19 protein-coding genes are annotated in these 17929 nt (G+C 51.9%); 12 read left to right on the top strand and 7 right to left on the bottom strand.

All coding sequences use genetic code 11. The features are described from left to right. Positions 1-65: 65 nt before the first annotated feature. Positions 66-1187 carry a branched-chain amino acid ABC transporter substrate-binding protein gene (locus HV355_RS02645; RefSeq protein WP_182400808.1) on the bottom strand — a complete coding sequence of 374 codons (1122 nt, stop codon included), beginning with the start codon at positions 1185-1187 and terminating at the stop codon, positions 66-68. A 426-nt stretch (positions 1188-1613) separates the two neighbouring features. On the opposite strand from HV355_RS02645, the gene HV355_RS02640 reads away from it, so the two are divergent. Then, positions 1614-2282: a YecA family protein gene (locus HV355_RS02640; protein WP_174339756.1), complete on the top strand. Its 669-nt coding sequence runs from the start codon at positions 1614-1616 to the stop codon at positions 2280-2282. Between the two features lie 33 nt (positions 2283-2315). On the opposite strand, the gene tyrP is transcribed toward HV355_RS02640, so the two are convergent. The 3 genes from tyrP to yecR all read right to left on the bottom strand — a co-directional run bounded on the left by tyrP (position 2316) and on the right by yecR (position 4777). Continuing rightward, entirely contained in the window at positions 2316-3527 is a 1212-nt protein-coding gene (tyrP, locus tag HV355_RS02635; RefSeq protein WP_182400807.1) for a tyrosine transporter TyrP, read from the bottom strand. A gap of 211 nt (positions 3528-3738) precedes the next feature. Next, a complete protein-coding gene (gene ftnA / locus HV355_RS02630; RefSeq protein ID WP_010432452.1) occupies positions 3739-4236 on the bottom strand; it encodes a non-heme ferritin in 498 nt (165 codons plus the stop codon). A gap of 202 nt (positions 4237-4438) precedes the next feature. Next, positions 4439-4777, bottom strand: coding sequence for a YecR family lipoprotein (gene yecR, locus HV355_RS02625; RefSeq protein ID WP_010432455.1), 339 nt, complete (start codon positions 4775-4777; stop codon positions 4439-4441). A gap of 247 nt (positions 4778-5024) precedes the next feature. Between yecR and HV355_RS02620 the strand changes: the two genes are divergently transcribed. From HV355_RS02620 to HV355_RS02610, 3 genes are all read left to right on the top strand, one after another. Next, positions 5025-5663, top strand: a complete 639-nt coding sequence (locus HV355_RS02620; protein WP_182400806.1) for an RpiB/LacA/LacB family sugar-phosphate isomerase — start codon at positions 5025-5027, stop codon at positions 5661-5663. A 234-nt stretch (positions 5664-5897) separates the two neighbouring features. Next, positions 5898-5981 carry a stress response protein AzuC gene (gene azuC / locus HV355_RS02615; RefSeq protein ID WP_003859682.1) on the top strand — a complete coding sequence of 28 codons (84 nt, stop codon included), beginning with the start codon at positions 5898-5900 and terminating at the stop codon, positions 5979-5981. A gap of 106 nt (positions 5982-6087) precedes the next feature. Beyond that, on the top strand, positions 6088-6339 hold the full coding sequence (locus HV355_RS02610) for a DUF2766 family protein (RefSeq protein ID WP_006176098.1): 252 nt from the start codon (positions 6088-6090) through the stop codon (positions 6337-6339). Between the two features lie 40 nt (positions 6340-6379). Here the strand turns inward: HV355_RS02610 and HV355_RS02605 are convergent, their stop codons facing one another. Together HV355_RS02605 and HV355_RS02600 are read right to left on the bottom strand one after the other, a co-directional pair. Beyond that, positions 6380-7723: an anaerobic C4-dicarboxylate transporter gene (locus HV355_RS02605; RefSeq protein ID WP_010432467.1), complete on the bottom strand. Its 1344-nt coding sequence runs from the start codon at positions 7721-7723 to the stop codon at positions 6380-6382. A 149-nt stretch (positions 7724-7872) separates the two neighbouring features. Then, the gene (locus HV355_RS02600) at positions 7873-8376 is read right to left on the bottom strand and encodes a non-heme ferritin-like protein (protein WP_108417562.1); all 504 of its coding nucleotides are present in this window, start codon (positions 8374-8376) and stop codon (positions 7873-7875) included. A gap of 506 nt (positions 8377-8882) precedes the next feature. Here HV355_RS02600 and HV355_RS02595 point away from each other — a divergent pair. The 6 genes from HV355_RS02595 to otsA all read left to right on the top strand — a co-directional run bounded on the left by HV355_RS02595 (position 8883) and on the right by otsA (position 15681). Further along, positions 8883-9440 carry a DJ-1 family glyoxalase III gene (locus HV355_RS02595; RefSeq protein ID WP_182400805.1) on the top strand — a complete coding sequence of 186 codons (558 nt, stop codon included), beginning with the start codon at positions 8883-8885 and terminating at the stop codon, positions 9438-9440. Positions 9441-9756: 316 nt separating this feature from the next. After that, positions 9757-10746 carry an arabinose ABC transporter substrate-binding protein AraF gene (araF, locus tag HV355_RS02590; RefSeq protein ID WP_049006600.1) on the top strand — a complete coding sequence of 330 codons (990 nt, stop codon included), beginning with the start codon at positions 9757-9759 and terminating at the stop codon, positions 10744-10746. Between the two features lie 70 nt (positions 10747-10816). Further along, entirely contained in the window at positions 10817-12331 is a 1515-nt protein-coding gene (gene araG / locus HV355_RS02585) for an L-arabinose ABC transporter ATP-binding protein AraG (protein ID WP_182400804.1), read from the top strand. Between the two features lie 14 nt (positions 12332-12345). Next, positions 12346-13326 carry an arabinose ABC transporter permease AraH gene (araH, locus tag HV355_RS02580; RefSeq protein ID WP_010432481.1) on the top strand — a complete coding sequence of 327 codons (981 nt, stop codon included), beginning with the start codon at positions 12346-12348 and terminating at the stop codon, positions 13324-13326. A gap of 152 nt (positions 13327-13478) precedes the next feature. Next, entirely contained in the window at positions 13479-14282 is an 804-nt protein-coding gene (gene otsB, locus HV355_RS02575) for a trehalose-phosphatase (protein ID WP_182400803.1), read from the top strand. Beyond that, positions 14257-15681, top strand: a complete 1425-nt coding sequence (otsA, locus tag HV355_RS02570) for an alpha,alpha-trehalose-phosphate synthase (RefSeq protein ID WP_089601066.1) — start codon at positions 14257-14259, stop codon at positions 15679-15681. The genes otsB and otsA overlap by 26 nt, the downstream gene beginning before the upstream one ends. Positions 15682-15696: 15 nt before the next feature. On the opposite strand, the gene uspC is transcribed toward otsA, so the two are convergent. Beyond that, positions 15697-16125, bottom strand: a complete 429-nt coding sequence (gene uspC / locus HV355_RS02565) for a universal stress protein UspC (protein ID WP_010432484.1) — start codon at positions 16123-16125, stop codon at positions 15697-15699. Between the two features lie 794 nt (positions 16126-16919). Between uspC and flhD the strand changes: the two genes are divergently transcribed. Together flhD and flhC are read left to right on the top strand one after the other, a co-directional pair. Next, positions 16920-17270 carry a flagellar transcriptional regulator FlhD gene (gene flhD / locus HV355_RS02560; RefSeq protein WP_010432485.1) on the top strand — a complete coding sequence of 117 codons (351 nt, stop codon included), beginning with the start codon at positions 16920-16922 and terminating at the stop codon, positions 17268-17270. Beyond that, positions 17267-17851, top strand: coding sequence for a flagellar transcriptional regulator FlhC (gene flhC / locus HV355_RS02555; RefSeq protein ID WP_172411157.1), 585 nt, complete (start codon positions 17267-17269; stop codon positions 17849-17851). The genes flhD and flhC overlap by 4 nt, the downstream gene beginning before the upstream one ends. The last annotated feature ends 78 nt before the right edge of the window (positions 17852-17929 follow it).

Genomic DNA, 17929 nt, shown 5'->3' with positions numbered 1-17929 from the left:
TGCAGCCCGATGTGTATTCCGCGTCGGCAGGCGAACCTGCCGACGTTGAGCGTGACTCCGTCCCGTTACTGCACTTCCTTATATTTTCCCTTGTCGTCCCACTGATAAACCACGTAGTCAGACACTTTCAGATCGCCCTTGCTGTCCCAGGCTTTTTTGCCCATCACCGTGTCGACGGCGTTCGCTTTCAGCCACTCGCTGGCTTTGGCGGAGTCTTTGCCTCCGGTGGCTTTGAAGGCGGCGGCAATGGCCTGGATGGAGGCATAGGAGTAAAGGGTGTACCCTTCTGGTTCGAATTTACCGGCGCGGAATTTCTCAATCACCGCTTTACCGTCCGGGATCAGTCGCGGATCTTTACCAAAGGTCATGTAGATACCGTTGGTGTACTGCGGGCCACCCGCGGCGGTGACCATCTCTTCATTGACGATACAGTCCCCTGAGAAGAATTTCGCCTGTACGCCCTGTTCACGCATCTGGCGCACCAGCGGACCCGCTTCAGGGTGGCAGCCCCCGAAGAACACCACGTCCGGTTTTTGCGCGCCAATTTTCGTTACCAGCGCGTTAAAGTCTTTTTCCCCACGTGATAAGCCTTCATACATCACATCCTTCACGCCGCGTTTGACAAGCGCCGCTTTGGTGGCGTCCGCTAACCCCTGACCGTAGGTGTCTTTATCGTGAATGATCACCACGCGTTTGGCCTTCAGCTTATCGATGATGAAGTCGCTGGCGACTTGCCCCTGCTGATCGTCCCGCCCGCACATGCGGAACATATCGCTCATGCCGCGCTCGGTAATGAGGGGGTTAGTTGAGCCTGGGGTGATGGCAATAATGCCTGCATCGCTATACACCTCTGAGGCGGGCATGGTGGAAGAGGAGCAGAAATGGCCGACAACCGCATTGACTTTGTCCTGGTCGACTAAACGGTTAGCGACGGCAACAGCCTGTTTAGGCTCGCAGGCATCATCTCCCTGAACCAGCTTAATTTTCTCACCGTTGATCCCTCCCGCGGCGTTAATGTCTTCTGCGGCCTGCGTTGCGCCATGCCAGTACTGATCGCCATAGGTGGCATTTGGGCCTGTAAACGGCCCGGCCACGCCAATCACAATATCGGCCTGGGCGGAAAATGCCGTCACCAGACAACCGGCTAACACAAGAGAAAGGGGACTTCTGATAAATTTCAGCGACATTATTGTGTTCCTTAGCAAAGAGGTTTTTGCACCACGGCGTCAACCCAAACGCCCTACGGCGCAGCCAATCTATAAATAAGATCGAGAACAACATGCACTAAACGAACAAAATCCAGGCCACATCCTGCTTAATACGGCGAGGTTTCCATGCGCTATTTGCGCGCAGAACATTAAGCAAAATCGTTGCCAGAATGGTTAACCCATTGACCGGGTTGCGACATAGTTGAGTATAGAGCGCCGATTTACGCTGCCTTGCGGGACGCACTGAAATTACAGCGGAGATCACATCTCGTTAACAACAAAGCCCATAAGTTGTGCAAGGGTCACGATTTGCACGTTTTTGCAGCAATAAAGACCTCAACTTCAGCCAGGAAAGGCGTACGATATGTGTTAGGATCGTTTCCTTTTTTATCAGGAGTGTCAGCAATGACTGAAGGCCCATTAAATGAAAGCGAAATGGAGTGGCTGGAAGAGACGTTAATGTCTTACGGTCATGACGATGCGTCCGTGATTGACGTATCCGAACTGGACGGCATGCTTACCGCAGTGCTTTCCGGCCCAAGGGTGGTTGAACCCGATGCCTGGCTGGTAGCGGTCTGGGGCGGCGAGAAGTACATTCCGCGCTGGAAAAACGATCGTGAAATGAACCGTTTTATCGATCTCTGCTTTAAGCATATGAACGACATTGCTGAGCGCCTGAGCGAGTATCCTGATCAGTTCGAGCCCATGTTTGGTTTTAACGACGTTGATGGACAAAGCTACACCGTGGTTGAAGAGTGGTGCTATGGCTACATGCGCGGCGTGGCGCTGACCGACTGGTCGTCACTGCCTGACGAACTGAAAGCCGATCTGGATGTGATTGCTCTGCACGGGACGGAAGAGGGCAGCGAAAAGCTGGATGAACTGACCGAAGAAGAGTATACCGCCAGCGTCGAGAGCATCCAGCCCGCGGCGCTGCGTTTATACAACTACTGGGTTGCTAACCCGCAGCAGCAGGAAACACAAAAACCGATTATTAACGGCACGAAGGTCGGGCGTAACGATCCTTGTCCGTGCGGCAGCGGGAAGAAGTTCAAGAGTTGTTGTTTGCATTAATAAAGAAAGGGGCTAATCGTCGCCCCTTTTTTATTACCCCACTTCCGGCAGCATTCCCGCTGCTATGAGGAATTGCACCAGAATAATCACCACGCCACAGGCAGAGACGATGCACAGCAGCGGTTTACCCCCCGCCACGCGATAACCTTGCTGAGGATGCTGCTGACGGCTCTTCCATGCCAGCAGGGAAGGCAACAGCAGCGCGAGGACGGATAACGCCACACCCGCATAGCCCAGCGCCATTACAAAGCCACGCGGGTAAAACAGCGCAAAGGCCAGTGGCGGCAGGAAGGTAATTGCACCCGTTTGCAGGCGTCCGGCAACGGTATTGCGGCGCTGGAACAGATCGGCCAGATAATCAAACAGGCCGAGCGCCACGCCCAAAAACGACGTCGCCAGCGCCAGGTCAGCGAACAAATGTACCGCCAGTTCGACGTGTGGAGAGGTCACCACCTCACGCAGCGCCATCAGGAAACCATTCAGGCCGGAATGCGCAGCCATTAAACCGATAAAGGTTGAGGAGTCAATGCTGCCCAGCGTGACCAGTTGCCAGAAGATGTAGGCGACCAGCGGAATCGCGCTGCCGATGATAAAAATGCGGCGCAGCTTGCGGGTATCGCCATTCATATAGCTGACGATACTCGGCACGCTGCCGTGAAAACCGAACGAGGTGAAAATCACCGGGATCGCGGAAAGCGCCAGCCCTTTTTCCAGCGGCAGCGTCAGCAGGTTAATCTTGTGAACGTGCGGCGCAAGCAGAACCAGCATCACAACCAGGAAAATAATCTTGGCGCTGAACAGAAAGCGGTTAAACAGATCGACAAGCGATGTGCCAATACACACCACGCCGCCGCCGATGAGCGCGAAGAAGACCGCGCCTGTGCCTGGCGTAATGTGTGTACCAAACCCGTCATTGACGCTGGACGCGATCAGCTCTCCGGCTCCGCTAATGTAGGCAGCCGTCAGGGCGTACATCAGGAACATCATGCTAAAGCCTGTAACCCACTGGCCATAACGTCCCAGGTAGCGTGCAGCCAACGAACCTAAACCCGTGTCTGCAGGGACGTGCTGATAAACCTCCAGTAACAGCAGAGCGGTGTAACACATCAATGCCCAGAGTGTGGCGAGAAGCAATAACGTTACGCCAAATCCGACGCCTGCGGCCGCCAACGGCATGGCCAGCATTCCTGCGCCAATCGTCGTTCCTGCGACGATGAAAATACTTCCCAGAGCTCTGTTTTTCACGCTTTCCTCTACAACGATTCTTAATCGCGACCTAATCTGCGGCGCAGAGTAAGGGAAAAGCGTGAACTCGTCAAATCACCGTTACAACCCGTGTAATTTTAAGTTTACGCTTTGGCGAGGGGCAAGCATCTGTTGAACGGTGAGGCGAAGGGGAGAGGTAATAAGTAGAGGGGCATTAAAACGGTGCTGAGGGTTCAGCACCGTGTGGGAATTAATTCTGCGTATCGAGTGTCGCCAGTTCTTTATCAATAAAGTAAAGACCTTCACCTGATTTACCGGCCAGAGACAATTTATCCAGCACGGATTTAAACAGTTTTTCTTCTTCGTGTTGCTCAGCAACGTACCATTGCAGGAAATTAAAGGTCGGATAATCCTGGCTGGTCATTGCAGCGTGAACCAGTTCATTAATTTTCTGGGTGATCAGCTGTTCGTGCTCGTATGTGGCGCGGAACAGTTCATCAAGAGAACCGTATTCCGCAACCGGAGAGGCAACCGTATCAATGCGCGGCAGGCTGCCCGTATCCGTCAGATAATCAAAGAGACGCTGCATGTGCGTCATCTCTTCCTGTGCGTGACGACGCAGAAACGCGGCGGCACCTTCAAAGCTGTGATAGCTGCACCAGGCGCTCATCTGCTGGTAAAGAAGGGATGAATAAAGCTCAAGGTTCATTTGAGCATTGAGCTTGTCGATCATTTCAGTTTTCAGCATGGTGGCGCTCCGGTTTATTATTTCTGGTTCACAATGAGCGACACTATAATTTGTTATTTAATTATTTGCAAAACGTAAAATAAATATTTGTTTATTTAAAAATACGAATGGGAATAACACGCATTGGCACGTTTTATATTTATTAATGAGAATTGTTTGTGTTCTTAATTAAAAAGACTGCCAGCGCTGCTGGCAGACGACATTAATACCATGGATTCGTGACGTTAGGATTCACGGCGTAACCCATGCATTTATACTGAATGGTCACGCTCTCGTTCAGGCACAGCGATCCGCTAATCAGGGTACAGGTTTTGACAGGCTGACCATAGGCGGAGGCGGTGGCATATCCCATGCCCTGACAGGCTTTCACTGCGGTGCCGTTATTTACATACGCATCGGAATGGGCGTTTTGCAGCATGGCCTGGCCGTAGTCGAGGCGGACAACCCCGTTGGGGGCGTCAAGGTGACTGACCTCCGCCTGACGGTTAACATTGCATCCCGCGAGAAGCAGGATCGTTCCGGCGATGATTACTCTTTTCATGGTTCACTCTGCGTGAAGAGGGAAATACGCTATTTTAGCGTCCACCGTTCCAGTCAATGCCTCGAATAGCCCGAAGATCAACCCTTTCTCTTCGCAACGAACAGCAACAGGTCACGAAACTGTGAGCGCAATTGCGTTTTTTAAAACGCATTTTCACTTAATTTGAAAGAGTGTTTGTTTGATAGTAAGGTTAAGGGGATAAGGTATCCACAGCGGGCTTGTCCGCCACACATTCAGGAGAGACACGATGAAAATTGCGCTGATGATGGAAAACAGCCAGGCAGCTAAAAATCCCATCATCCTTAATGAGCTAGAAGCCGTTGCCGATGAAAAAGGCTTCCCGGTCTATAACGTCGGAATGAGCGGCGAGAACGACCACCATCTTACCTATATCCATCTGGGCATTATGGCGAGCATTCTGCTGAATTCCAGAGCCGTGGATTTTGTCGTGACCGGCTGCGGCACCGGCCAGGGGGCGCTGATGTCGCTGAATATCCATCCGGGCGTGATTTGCGGCTATTGCATCGATCCTGCTGACGCCTTCCTGTTTGCGCAGATCAACAACGGTAACGCGCTGTCCCTGCCATTTGCCAAAGGCTTTGGCTGGGGCGCTGAATTGAACGTGCGCTTCATCTTTGAGAAAGCCTTCACGGGCCGTAACGGCGAGGGGTATCCGCCAGAGCGTAAAGAGCCTCAGGTGCGTAACGCGGGGATCCTGAATCAGGTGAAAGCGGCGGTGGTAAAAGAAAATTACCTCGATACCCTGCGCGCCATCGATCCCGAACTGGTGAAAACCGCCGTATCCGGTCAACGCTTCCAGCAGTGTTTCTTTGAAAACTGCCAGGATAAAGAGATCGAAGCCTTCGTGCGGGGGATTGTTGGCTAACAGCGTGTGATTGCACCCATAATTTTCCTGGCGTATCAAAATTTTTTATAAAAATTTACTGGAATTTATATGGGCGTAACCTGTGGATTTTGCGGCTTTTTTCGTAACATTGTTGTAGCACTGGTGGATTTGTTGGTGTGATGTTCGTCACAAAATGATTGATTTTTGTGATGGTGGTCATATTATAAGCGCATTGACAATAACACCTGCATAACACGTTACTGGAGCAACATAATGAAACTGCGCAAAATCCTGAAAAGCATGTGGGCTAACTACTGCACGACTTTCAAAGACGTCCCACCGGGTGCGATGTTCTGATAAAAAACCTGCTTCGGCAGGTTTTTTTATGCCTGGAGGCGACGAGAAAGAGATGAAAGGGCGCGCGGTTTGCTACTATGGCGGCCTTTAACTAAGGAGAAACCCCATGTCACAAAACCTGAGCGCCGATCAGGAACTGGTCTCTGACGTCGTTGCCTGTCAGCTGGTTATTAAGCAAATCCTTGATGTGATTGACGTTATCGCGCCTGTCGAAGTGCGTGAAAAAATGTCGACCCAGCTGAAAAACATCGATTTTACCAGCCATCCGGCGGCAGCCGATCCGGTTACGCTTCGCGCTATTCAGAAAGCCATCGCACTGATTGAGCTGCGATTCACCCCGCAGGGCGAGTCTCACTAAGCCGTGAAACGGGCGACCCTGTCAGTCGCCCGAGATACTGTCAGAAGAAGGTCTGGACCAGCAGGTAGCTCGCCGCACAGGCGCAGCTCACGCCGATCAGCCCCGGCAGGATGAAGCTGTGGTTGATGATAAATTTGCCGATGCGGGTGGTGCCTGAACGGTCAAAGCCGATGCAGGCCAGATCGCTGGGGTAGGTCGGTAAGACAAAGTAGCCGTAGGAGGCCGGGAAGAAGGCGATCAGCATTTTCGGATCGATGCCCAGCATTAACCCCATCGGGGCAACCGCAGTTAACGCCGCCGCCTGGCTGTTCACCAGTTTAGAAACCAGAAACAGTACAATGGCATAGGTCCATGGGTGGCTTTTCACGACCCCTTCCAGCGCCATTTTCAGTTCATCCAGATGCGCCTGGAAAAAGGTATCGCTCATCCACGCCACGCCAAACACCGAGAAGATCGCAACCATTCCCGCTTTAAACACCGCACCGTTCGAGATGGCAGAGGCATTCACCTTGCAGGCCATTAGCATGACAGCACCGGCAATCAGCATCATCATCTGAATGACCAGGTTCATCGAAAGCGCCGCCATTTTGCCTTTTACCTCAAAAGCAGGGCGCAATTCAGGCAGGGCACCGAGCAGAACCACGATGGCAATCCCGGTGAAGAAGATCCAGGTGGACCAGTAGGCCTGTTTCGGGAAGCGCTGATTCATGAGCGTTTCCGTGCCGCCATAGATAAATTCCCGCTGTTTCGGATCTTTCAGCTTTTCCTGAAACTCTACGTCATCCGCTAAATCTTTGCCGCGACGTAAACTCCACAGGGCCGCAATCGCCACCCCAAACAGCGAGGCAGGTACGGATACGGCGAGGATCTCCAGGATCCCCCACGCGTGACCAATCCCGTGCTGTGCGCCGAGAATCGACACCAGCGACACAACCGCGACCGATACAGGCGAGGCGGTGATGGCCATTTGCGAAGCCACGGAGGCTACCGCCATGGGGCGTTCCGGGCGGATCCCTTTTTTCAGCGCAATATCGGCAATGATGGGGAACATGGTGTACACCACGTGGCCCGTGCCGCACAGAAAGGTCAGCATCCAGGTGGTGAAGGGGGCGAGGAGCGTGATGTGCTGCGGATGTTTGCGCAACAGACGCTCGGCGAACTGCATCATCACGTTCAGACCACCGGCAGTCTGCAGGGTGGCCGCACAGCCAATCACCGCGAGAATGGTCAGCATCACGTCAACCGGCGGTTTGCCGGGTTGAAGCCCAAAAATGAAACTCAGAATAAACAGGCCAATACCGCTGATTAGCCCCAGTCCCATCCCGCCAAAGCGGGTCCCGACCAGCAGACAGGCAATAACAACAATAAACTCAATGGTGATCATGATGCTCCCTCGTCAAACATTATGTAATTAAATAAATCATTACACGATGTAGGGTTATTCATTGGGAGCAAGATCTGATTTGTTAAATCTCAGACAAAGCAGGAGGTTGTGGGAGGAACCTGCCCCGGTCAGGAGCAGGTCAGTCGCGCTCAGTGACGCTGAACGGTAACAATGTCGAGCAGATGACGGTCAGTCTGCTCCGGGCATAAACCAGCATGCTTCGCATTGCGGAGTTCGTCCGCAAGCGTTTTGAGCAGCGTACCGTCCTGCTGCTGCTCTTTGTCCATATCGCGCAGGAATTTCAGGGTAATGCTGTCGTGCTGTGCTTTGGCTTCATCAGCCAGTTTGCTGAGTGTGCTGCAGCGCTGTTCATACTCTTCAAGCGTTTTCTGGAACAATTCTTCCAGCGAAGAGTAGTTATCGTCGATCGTGTCCAGGGCTTTTACGATAGGGTTCGCCCCTGCAGCTTTCAGAAAGTTAAAGACGCGCATCATATGCGTGACGTTACTTTGCGCCTGAGTACGAAAGAACGTGGCTGAACCAGTAAGACTGTTTTCGGAGCACCACGCGCTCAAATGCAGGTGCAAATTGGAGGCGTAGAACTCCAGGTTCATTTGGGCATTCAGTTTTTGCATCATCGTTTGGGTAGTCATACTCATATCCTTATTGACTGTGGGACGTGATGTCCGCAGCTAAACCTGACCCGGCAGGTACATAAAATCACATGGCAGAAGGCAATTCTGCATTGACGGAAGTTGACCGAATATTCACATCCTGTGTTCGATATAAATAAGCATACCCTTGTCTCCGGATTAAGAAAACTCTTAATCCGTCCGTATTTACCATAGATTACAAATTTTAATATAGTACAGAATCTCAAACAGATAGATATAAATTAATACATCAATAAGTGATTGATTTTAATAGGTGTTAATATATTTATTGCTCTGGGAACACAGCGTTAAATAGTCTGGTAACAGAATATTCTGTGAATAGAACAAATATGCATGATTAATTCAAAATATATTCTATGGGCGTAAAGTTGCGCTAAATCAATTTTTGCAAAAATGACGGTAATGTGATCGCCGTGCAGGATTGTTCCTGATGACTCTGTGAAAATGAAACAGTGTTTTAATGTATTCCATTCACTGAGGTTAACATGGCCAACGTTGCGGTGCTGCTGGCACCTGGTTTTGAGGAAGCAGAAGCAATTATTACGATTGATATTCTGCGTCGGTTGAATATCGAGGTGGAAACCCTGGCTTGCGCAGAATCTCGGGCGGTAATGAGCTACCATAACATCCCGATGGTGGCAGACTGTACGTTATCCGAACGTCTGAACACGCTTTACGATGCGGTGGTGTTACCCGGAGGGCCGCAGGGAAGCGTCAATCTGGCCGCTAGCCGGGAGGTCATCCGTTTTGTGTCCACACATGATGAAAGTGGAAAATTGATTTGTCCCCTCTGTTCTGCCGCAGCGCGCGTGCTGGGCGGTAACGGGTTACTCAAAGGACGCCGTTACGTCTGCTCGGGAGATTTATGGGAAACCGTAACGGACGGTGAATACGTGGATGCACCGGTCGTTGAGGATAAAAACCTGATCAGCGGTAAAGGTCTGGGCCACGCGTTTGACTTTGCGCTGACCCTTTCTGCTCGCCTGTTGGGTGACGAAGCGCCTGTCCGCGATCACGCGGATCACATCTATTACGCCTGGTAGTTTCCCTGCCGGACGTGATGGCGTCCGGCTGTCAGGGACTTCTTGGCTAATCTTATGGATTATTCTGCTTAACCCCATTTTAATTGTCTGACAATTCCTGCCGTTTTTATGTCATTTTCCGCTGAATTTATGTACGCAATTACTGTAATTCTGCGGTGTGATGCCGCTCTCTTATGGATGATTAATTTCCCGCTAAAACTATCACCAGCACTAACGCTTATGACGAGGTAAGCGCTAATGTCTTGTTTTAAGTCCGATTAAATAAGAAGCACGCAAATATTCCCTACAGAAAAGATTGCTAAAGCTGGAGTTTACCATGCACAAATTTACTAAAGCGCTGGCGGCCATCGGCCTGGCTGCCGTTATGTCACAATCCGCTATCGCTGAAAATTTAAAACTCGGTTTTTTGGTTAAACAACCTGAAGAACCCTGGTTCCAGACCGAGTGGAAATTCGCCGATAAAGCCGGAAAAGATTTAGGTTTTGAAGTGATTAAAATCGCCGTGCCGGACGGTGAAAAAACCCTGAACGCCATCGACAGCCTGGCGGCCAGCGGTGCGAAAGGGTTTGTTATCTGTACCCCTGATCCGAAACTGGGTTCAGCGATTGCCGCCAAAGCACGTGGCTATGACATGAAGGTCATTGCGGTTGATGACCAGTTCGTGAACGCCAAAGGTAAGCCGATGGACAGCGTCCCGCTGGTGATGATGGCGGCGACCAAAATCGGCGAACGTCAGGGCCAGGAACTCTATAAAGAGATGCAAAAACGCGGCTGGGATGTAAAAGAAACCGGCGTGATGGCGATTACCGCTGACGAGCTGGACACGGCGCGTCGTCGTACTACCGGTTCCATGGACGCCCTGAAAGCGGCCGGTTTCCCGGAAAAGCAGATCTACAAAGTTCCAACCAAATCTAACGACATCCCGGGCGCGTTCGACGCGGCTAACTCTATGCTGGTCCAGCATCCGGAAGTCAAACACTGGCTGGTGGTCGGCATGAACGACAACACCGTGCTGGGCGGCGTGCGCGCAACCGAAGGCCAGGGCTTCAAGGCGCCTGACGTTATCGGCATCGGCATCAACGGCGTGGACGCGGTCAGCGAACTGTCCAAAGCGCAGGCGACCGGCTTCTACGGCTCGCTGCTGCCAAGCCCGGATGTTCACGGCTACAAATCCAGCGAAATGCTCTACAACTGGGTGACCAAAGGGGCTGAACCGCCGAAATTCACCGAAGTGACCGACGTGGTGCTGATCACCCGCGACAACTTCAAAGAGGAGCTGGCGAAAAAAGGACTGGGCGGTAAGTAATACGTTGTGATTGTGCCCCTCATTTTTCTGAGGGGCCAGACGTACACACTACAGGAATCACGGAGTCGTTATGCAACAGTCTGATCCCTATCTCTCTTTTCGCGGCATCGGGAAAACCTTCCCCGGTGTTAACGCGCTGACCGATATCAGCTTCGACTGCTATGCCGGTCAGGTCCACGCGCTGATGGGGGAGAACGGCGCGGGAAAATCCACGCTGTTGAAAATTCTCAGCGGTAACTACACCCCCACAACCGGCACGTTGGCGATACGCGGCGAAGAGGTGGCGTTTGCCGATACGACGGCGGCTCTCAATGCCGGGGTCGCCATCATCTATCAGGAACTGCACCTCATTCCTGAAATGACCGTGGCAGAGAACATCTATTTAGGTCAGCTTCCGCACAAAAGCGGCGTGGTAAATCGTTCGCTACTCAATTACGAAGCGGGGCTGCAGCTTAAACACCTTGGGCTGGATGTTGATCCGCAAACGCCCCTGAAATATCTCTCCATCGGCCAGTGGCAGATGGTTGAAATTGCCAAGGCGCTGGCGCGTAACGCCAAGATTATCGCCTTTGATGAACCGACCAGTTCGCTCTCCGCCCGTGAAATTGAAAATCTGTTCCGGGTTATCCGCGAGCTGCGCAAAGAAGGCCGCATCATTCTGTACGTTTCGCACCGTATGGAGGAGATCTTTGCCCTAAGCGATGCCATCACCGTGTTTAAGGACGGTCGCTACGTGCGGACGTTCACGGACATGGCACAGGTTAACCATGACCAGCTGGTTCAGGCGATGGTCGGACGCGAGCTGGGCGATATTTACCACTGGCAGCCGCGCGAGTACGGCCCGGAGCGTCTGCGTCTGGATAACGTTAAAGCGCCCGGCGTACGCACGCCGATTTCTCTTTCGGTGCGCAGCGGTGAAATCGTCGGACTGTTTGGCCTTGTCGGGGCAGGGCGCAGCGAACTGATGAAAGGGTTGTTTGGCGGCACGCGGATCACACAGGGGCAGGTCTCGATTGACGGTCAAAAAATCGATATCCAGAAGCCCGCTCATGCGATCAATGCGGGCATGATGCTCTGCCCGGAAGATCGCAAAGCGGAGGGGATCATTCCGGTCCACTCGGTGCGCGACAACATCAATATCTCTGCAAGACGCAAATACATCCGCGCGGGGTGCCTGATCAATGACGGCTGGGAAGCGAGCAACGCCGACCACCATATCCGCTCGCTGAACATCAAAACGCCGGGTGCGGAGCAGCTGATCATGAACCTCTCCGGCGGTAATCAGCAAAAAGCGATTCTGGGCCGCTGGCTGTCGGAAGATATGAAGGTCATTTTGCTGGATGAGCCGACGCGCGGTATCGACGTGGGGGCAAAACACGAAATCTATAACGTGATTTATGAACTGGCAAAACGCGGCGTGGCGGTGCTGTTCGCCTCCAGCGATCTGCCTGAGGTGCTTGGCGTTGCCGACCGCATCGTCGTGATGCGTGAAGGTGAAATTGCCGGTGAGTTGCTGCATGAACAGGCGAATGAACAACAGGCGTTGAGTCTCGCCATGCCTAAAGTTAGCCAGGCTGTCGCCTGAGTAAGGAGTCAATGATGTCCTCTGTAACTACATCCGGAGCGCCGAAGTCGGCTTTCAGTTTTGGCCGCATCTGGGACCAGTACGGTATGCTGGTGGTCTTTGCCGCGCTGTTCCTCGCCTGCGCGATTTTTGTGCCGAACTTTGCCACCTTCATCAATATGAAGGGGCTGGGGCTGGCAATCTCCATGTCCGGCATGGTGGCCTGCGGCATGCTGTTCTGCCTGGCGTCGGGCGATTTTGACCTGTCGGTGGCCTCGGTAATCGCCTGCGCAGGCGTGACCACGGCAGTCGTTATCAACATGACCGAGAGCCTGTGGATTGGCGTCTTTGCAGGGTTGATGCTCGGCGTGCTGAGCGGCCTGGTGAACGGGTTTGTGATTGCCCGCCTGAAGATTAACGCCCTGATCACGACGCTTGCGACCATGCAAATTGTGCGTGGTCTGGCCTATATCATCTCCGACGGGAAAGCCGTGGGGATCGAAGACGAGCGCTTCTTTACCCTGGGCTATGCCAACTGGCTGGGTCTGCCTGCGCCAATCTGGCTGACGGTCGCCTGCCTGATCCTGTTTGGCTTCCTGCTTAACCGCACCACGTTTGGCCGTAACACGCTGGCGATTGGCGGGAATGAAGAGGCGGCGCGCCTGGCGGGTGTTCCGGTGGTGCGCACCAAGATCATTATCTTTGTGCTCTCCGGGCTGGTCTCCGCAGCAGCCGGGATCATTCTGGCATCGCGCATGACCAGCGGCCAGCCGATGACCTCCATTGGTTATGAGCTGATCGTCATCTCAGCCTGCGTTTTGGGGGGAGTTTCCCTGAAAGGCGGCATCGGAAAAATCTCATATGTGGTAGCCGGTATCCTGATTTTGGGGACGGTGGAGAACGCCATGAACCTGTTGAATATTTCGCCATTCTCGCAGTACGTGGTGCGGGGTCTGATCCTGCTCGCAGCCGTGATTTTCGACCGTTACAAGCAAAAAGCGAAGCGTACCGTTTAACGCCTTTCCGCGCTTTTTATTGCTCAACTAATAACCATAGTTGACCCCTTAACCGCCCCGCCAGTTTTACTGACGGGGCGGTTGTCAAATGGCGAGCACCGTCACACTGTCTATACTTACATGGCTGTTTACTCACTGTAAGGAGGAAAAGGGTGGCTGACTTGTTAACCGCACCGCCTGTACTGCCCGGAAAATTTGCTTTCTTTTTTGACCTCGACGGAACACTCGCCGGGATAAAGCCGCATCCAGATGAGGTCGTCGTACCGGATACGGTGTTAGAGGATTTGCAGCAGCTCTCGCGGATGAACGAGGGGGCACTGGCATTGATTTCAGGGCGCTCAATGGCCGAGCTGGACATGCTCGCCAGTCCATATCACTTTCCGCTGGCCGGTGTACACGGAGCGGAGCGCCGCGATATCCATGATCAACAGCATATTGTCTCACTCCCCGATGCCTTAATTCAGTCGCTGCATACTCATCTCTCTTCTGCTCTGGAGGCGCTGCCGGGTACCGAGCTGGAAGCCAAAGGTATGGCCTTTGCTCTGCACTATCGTCAGGCACCGCATCATGAAGCGGCAGTCTTTGCCATCGCCCGCGGCGTGGCCGATGCGCACCCGGAGCTCGCGTTACAGCCGGGGAAGTGCGTCATTGAGATTAAACCTGAAGGGATCAACAAAGGCGCTGCTATTGCGGCGTTTATGGCCGAGCCACCTTTTCAGGGGCGTAAGCCGGTATTTTTGGGGGATGACCTGACCGATGAGGCCGGGTTTATGGTGGTCAATAAGGCCGGCGGGATGTCTGTCAAAGTCGGGCCTGGAGAAACATGTGCCGGATGGCGGCTGGAAAGCGTCGCCAGCGTCTGGCAGTGGATATCTGACGTCGCTAACCAGCAACAACAACAAATAGCGCAACACAACGGGAGAAATCTATATGGGTCGCTTAATCGTCGTCTCTAATCGCATTGCACCGCCGGATGATAAAAAAGCCAGCGCGGGTGGCCTGGCGGTGGGGGTATTAGGTGCCCTAAAAGCCGCCGGAGGACTCTGGTTTGGCTGGAGTGGGGAAATCAGTAACGAAGAGAAGCCGCTTAAGAAAGTCTCGCGCGGCAACATTACGTGGGCCTCTTTCGCCCTGAACGAACAGGACTATAACGAATATTATTCCGAGTTCTCTAATGCCGTACTGTGGCCTGCCTTCCACTACCGCCTGGATCTGGTCAAATTCCAGCGCGAGTCTTATGAAGGCTATATGCGCGTCAATGCTCTGCTGGCCGATAAACTGCTGCCATTAATTAAAGAAGACGATATTTTATGGATCCACGATTATCATCTTCTGCCCTTTGCCCGAGAGTTGAGAAGACGCGGCGTCAACAACCGTATCGGCTTCTTCCTGCATATTCCCTTCCCGACGCCGGAGATCTTCACGGCGCTTCCGCAGCACGACGAGATCCTGGAAGCACTGTCCGATTACGATCTCCTGGGTTTCCAGACTGAAAATGACAGGCTGGCTTTCCTCGACAGCGTGTCGGGTAAAACGCGGCTGGTTACGCATGGCGGTAAATCGCACGCGGCCTGGGGTAAAACCTTCCATACGGAGGTTTATCCTATCGGCATCGAGCCGGAAGAAATTGCCGAACAAGCGTCTGGCCCGTTGCCGCCAAAACTGGCACAGCTGAAAAATGAGCTTAAAAACGTTAAGAATATCTTTTCAGTAGAGCGCCTCGATTACTCCAAAGGCTTACCGGAGCGCTTCCTGGCGTATGAAACGTTACTGGAGAAATATCCGCAGCATCACGGCAAAATTCGCTATACGCAGATAGCGCCGACGTCGCGCGGCGAGGTGCAGGCTTATCAGGATATTCGTCACCAGCTGGAGACCGAAGCAGGGCGCATCAACGGCCGCTACGGACAGCTAGGCTGGACACCCCTTTTCTATCTGAATCAACACTTTGAGCGCAAGATCCTGATGAAGGTCTTTCGCTATGCGGACGTCGGGCTGGTGACGCCCCTGCGTGACGGGATGAATCTGGTGGCAAAGGAGTATGTCGCAGCACAAGATCCTGCGGACCCTGGGGTACTGGTGCTGTCTCAATTTGCCGGTGCGGCGAATGAGCTTACTTCAGCACTCATCGTTAACCCTTACGATCGCGATGACGTCGCGAACGCCCTACACCGCGCCTTAACCATGCCGCTGGCGGAGCGTATATCTCGCCATGCGGAGATGATGGAGACCATCCGTAAAAATGACATTAACCACTGGCAGGCTCGTTTTATAGACGATCTGCGTGAAATTGAACCGCAGAGCCATGAGGGACAGCTGCAAAAAAAGATCGCGACTTTCCCTAAACTGGCGTGATATTCCTCGGGGGCTTTATGAGCCCCCGAGAGGGACTAACAACACATCGACCTGGCTTGAGGCGACAATCGATTTCGCAGAACATGCCGCGCGCGAAAAAAAGCTTTGGTTATGATTACCGCAGATCACCAAATCAATATTCTGTTTTTGGCACAAGCTAAGAATATGTTCGTTTAATTCCCCGGTAGCAATAATGGTCTGGTGAACCGGATATTGCGCCTTTTCGACCAGTTCTCGCAGAAACTGCTGTGTTTCTTCCTGCAAAACCTCACGAATATCCTCCAGCATGGGGGCCGCCAGTTGATTGTACATTTCGGGTTCGGCTGTCAGTGTGATCAGGCTGATGCGAGCATTGGTGGGTCTGGCGATAGAAACGGCACGGGCGACGAGTTGATGACTTTCCGGCGAAACCGCAACAGAAACAAGAAGATGGGTGTAACTCATCACGCACTCCTTTGATGTCTGAACAACAAGGTTTCTTCAGCTTTACCGCGATTTCAAGACTTCCGCAAGGGGGGAATAGGGCATTAGTGTGAAGCTTATCATAATTATTCATTAATTATTCTTATAAGAAGAATAATTGCAAAGTGTGTCTAAATGAAAAAAATTAACAACTTAACGTAAATCACACTTTTTTTAGTCAGTCGCGTTAAATCGTTTTAACCTGTTATAAACACAATTTGAATGATCACGCAGTGAAATAAATTTTATGCGCTTTTTTCATAACTATATGTTTTTACTAAGTAATGGAAGTGTGACTGCCAGATGTACGCGATGTGAATGATTGGCGTAGTCAATATAAGCAGAAAAAGCAATTGCTATGCCGTATCTGTTCATACGCATGCATGAGTATTCGCTCTTCAAGAATATAAAACAGTCTCGTTTGGTGAAATTTTGACCAAATTACAAGTCATACTGATGGATTTATGGAGAATATTCACTTAAATTGTGTGATGCAGATCACATTTTTTTTAAATTTGAGGATGGCTGCATTGTATGTGTCAAAACTGACGAGTAGAGTTTGCGTCGAATTAGGAAAAATCTTAGTTATTTGTAAGAAATGATAAAACGATATGAGGCGCAGCTGCGTTTCAGCTGTTGTACGTTTTGCTGAATACAAACCTAAATTCAACTATGCATTTAGCCTTTTCTTTTTTATACCGGGTGATTTCCCGGCGACATCACGGGGTGCGGTCTTTCCGCATAAAAATAATAGTTGGTTATTCGGGATGGGAACAATGCATACATCCGAGTTGCTAAAACATATCTATGACATCAATTTGTCATATTTACTGCTCGCGCAGCGTTTGATTAGTCAGGACAAAGCGTCCGCGATGTTTCGTCTGGGTATTAACGAAGAGATGGCAACCATGTTGGGGGGATTAACACTCCCGCAAATGGTCAAGCTGGCAGAAACGAATCAACTCGTTTGCCAATTCCGCTTTGATAATCCGCAGACAATCACGCGTCTGACCCAGGAATCCCGCGTTGACGATCTTCAACAGGTCCATACCGGTATTCTTCTCTCTACACGATTGCTCAGCGAAATCAGCCAGCCTGATGACGTTGCCCGTAAGAAAAGGGCATAAAAATGAGCGAGAAAAGCATTGTTCAGGAAGCGCGTGATATACAGCTGGCAATGGAGCTGATTACGCTGGGTGCTCGTTTACAAATGCTGGAAAGCGAGACTCAGCTGAGCCGTGGTCGTCTCATCAAACTGTATAAAGAATTACGTGGTAGTCCACCGCCTAAAGGAATGCTGCCGTTCTCAACGGACTGGTTTATGACCTGGGAACAGAATATCCATGCATCGATGTTCTGTAACGCCTGGCAGTACCTTCTGAAAACCGGTTTGTGTAGCGGCGTCGATGCCGTGATCAAAGCGTATAAACTTTACCTTGAACAATGCCCTCAGCAGGAAGATGGACCCCTGCTGGCACTGACCCGCGCATGGACGCTGGTGCGTTTTGTTGAAAGCGGAATGCTTGAACTGTCTCGCTGCAACTGCTGCGATGGCAATTTTATTACCCATGCTCATCAGCCTGCTGGCAGCTTCGCCTGTAGTTTATGCCAGCCTCCATCCCGCGCCGTAAAAAGACGTAAACTTTCCCGGGATGCTGCCGATATTATTCCACAACTGCTGGATGAACAGATCGAACAAGCTGTTTAACCCGAACGTGTGGGCAAGATTCCAGCAGCGGTAAGCAATTACCGCTGCTTTTTTTTACCCCGCATTCCGGTAACGCTG

It is taken from the genome of Enterobacter sp. RHBSTW-01064 (assembly GCF_014103035.1).
Taxonomy (GTDB): Bacteria; Pseudomonadota; Gammaproteobacteria; order Enterobacterales; family Enterobacteriaceae; genus Enterobacter; species Enterobacter mori.
Note: the sequence above shows the minus strand (reverse complement) of the source record. Positions and strands in the feature narration are given on the sequence as shown.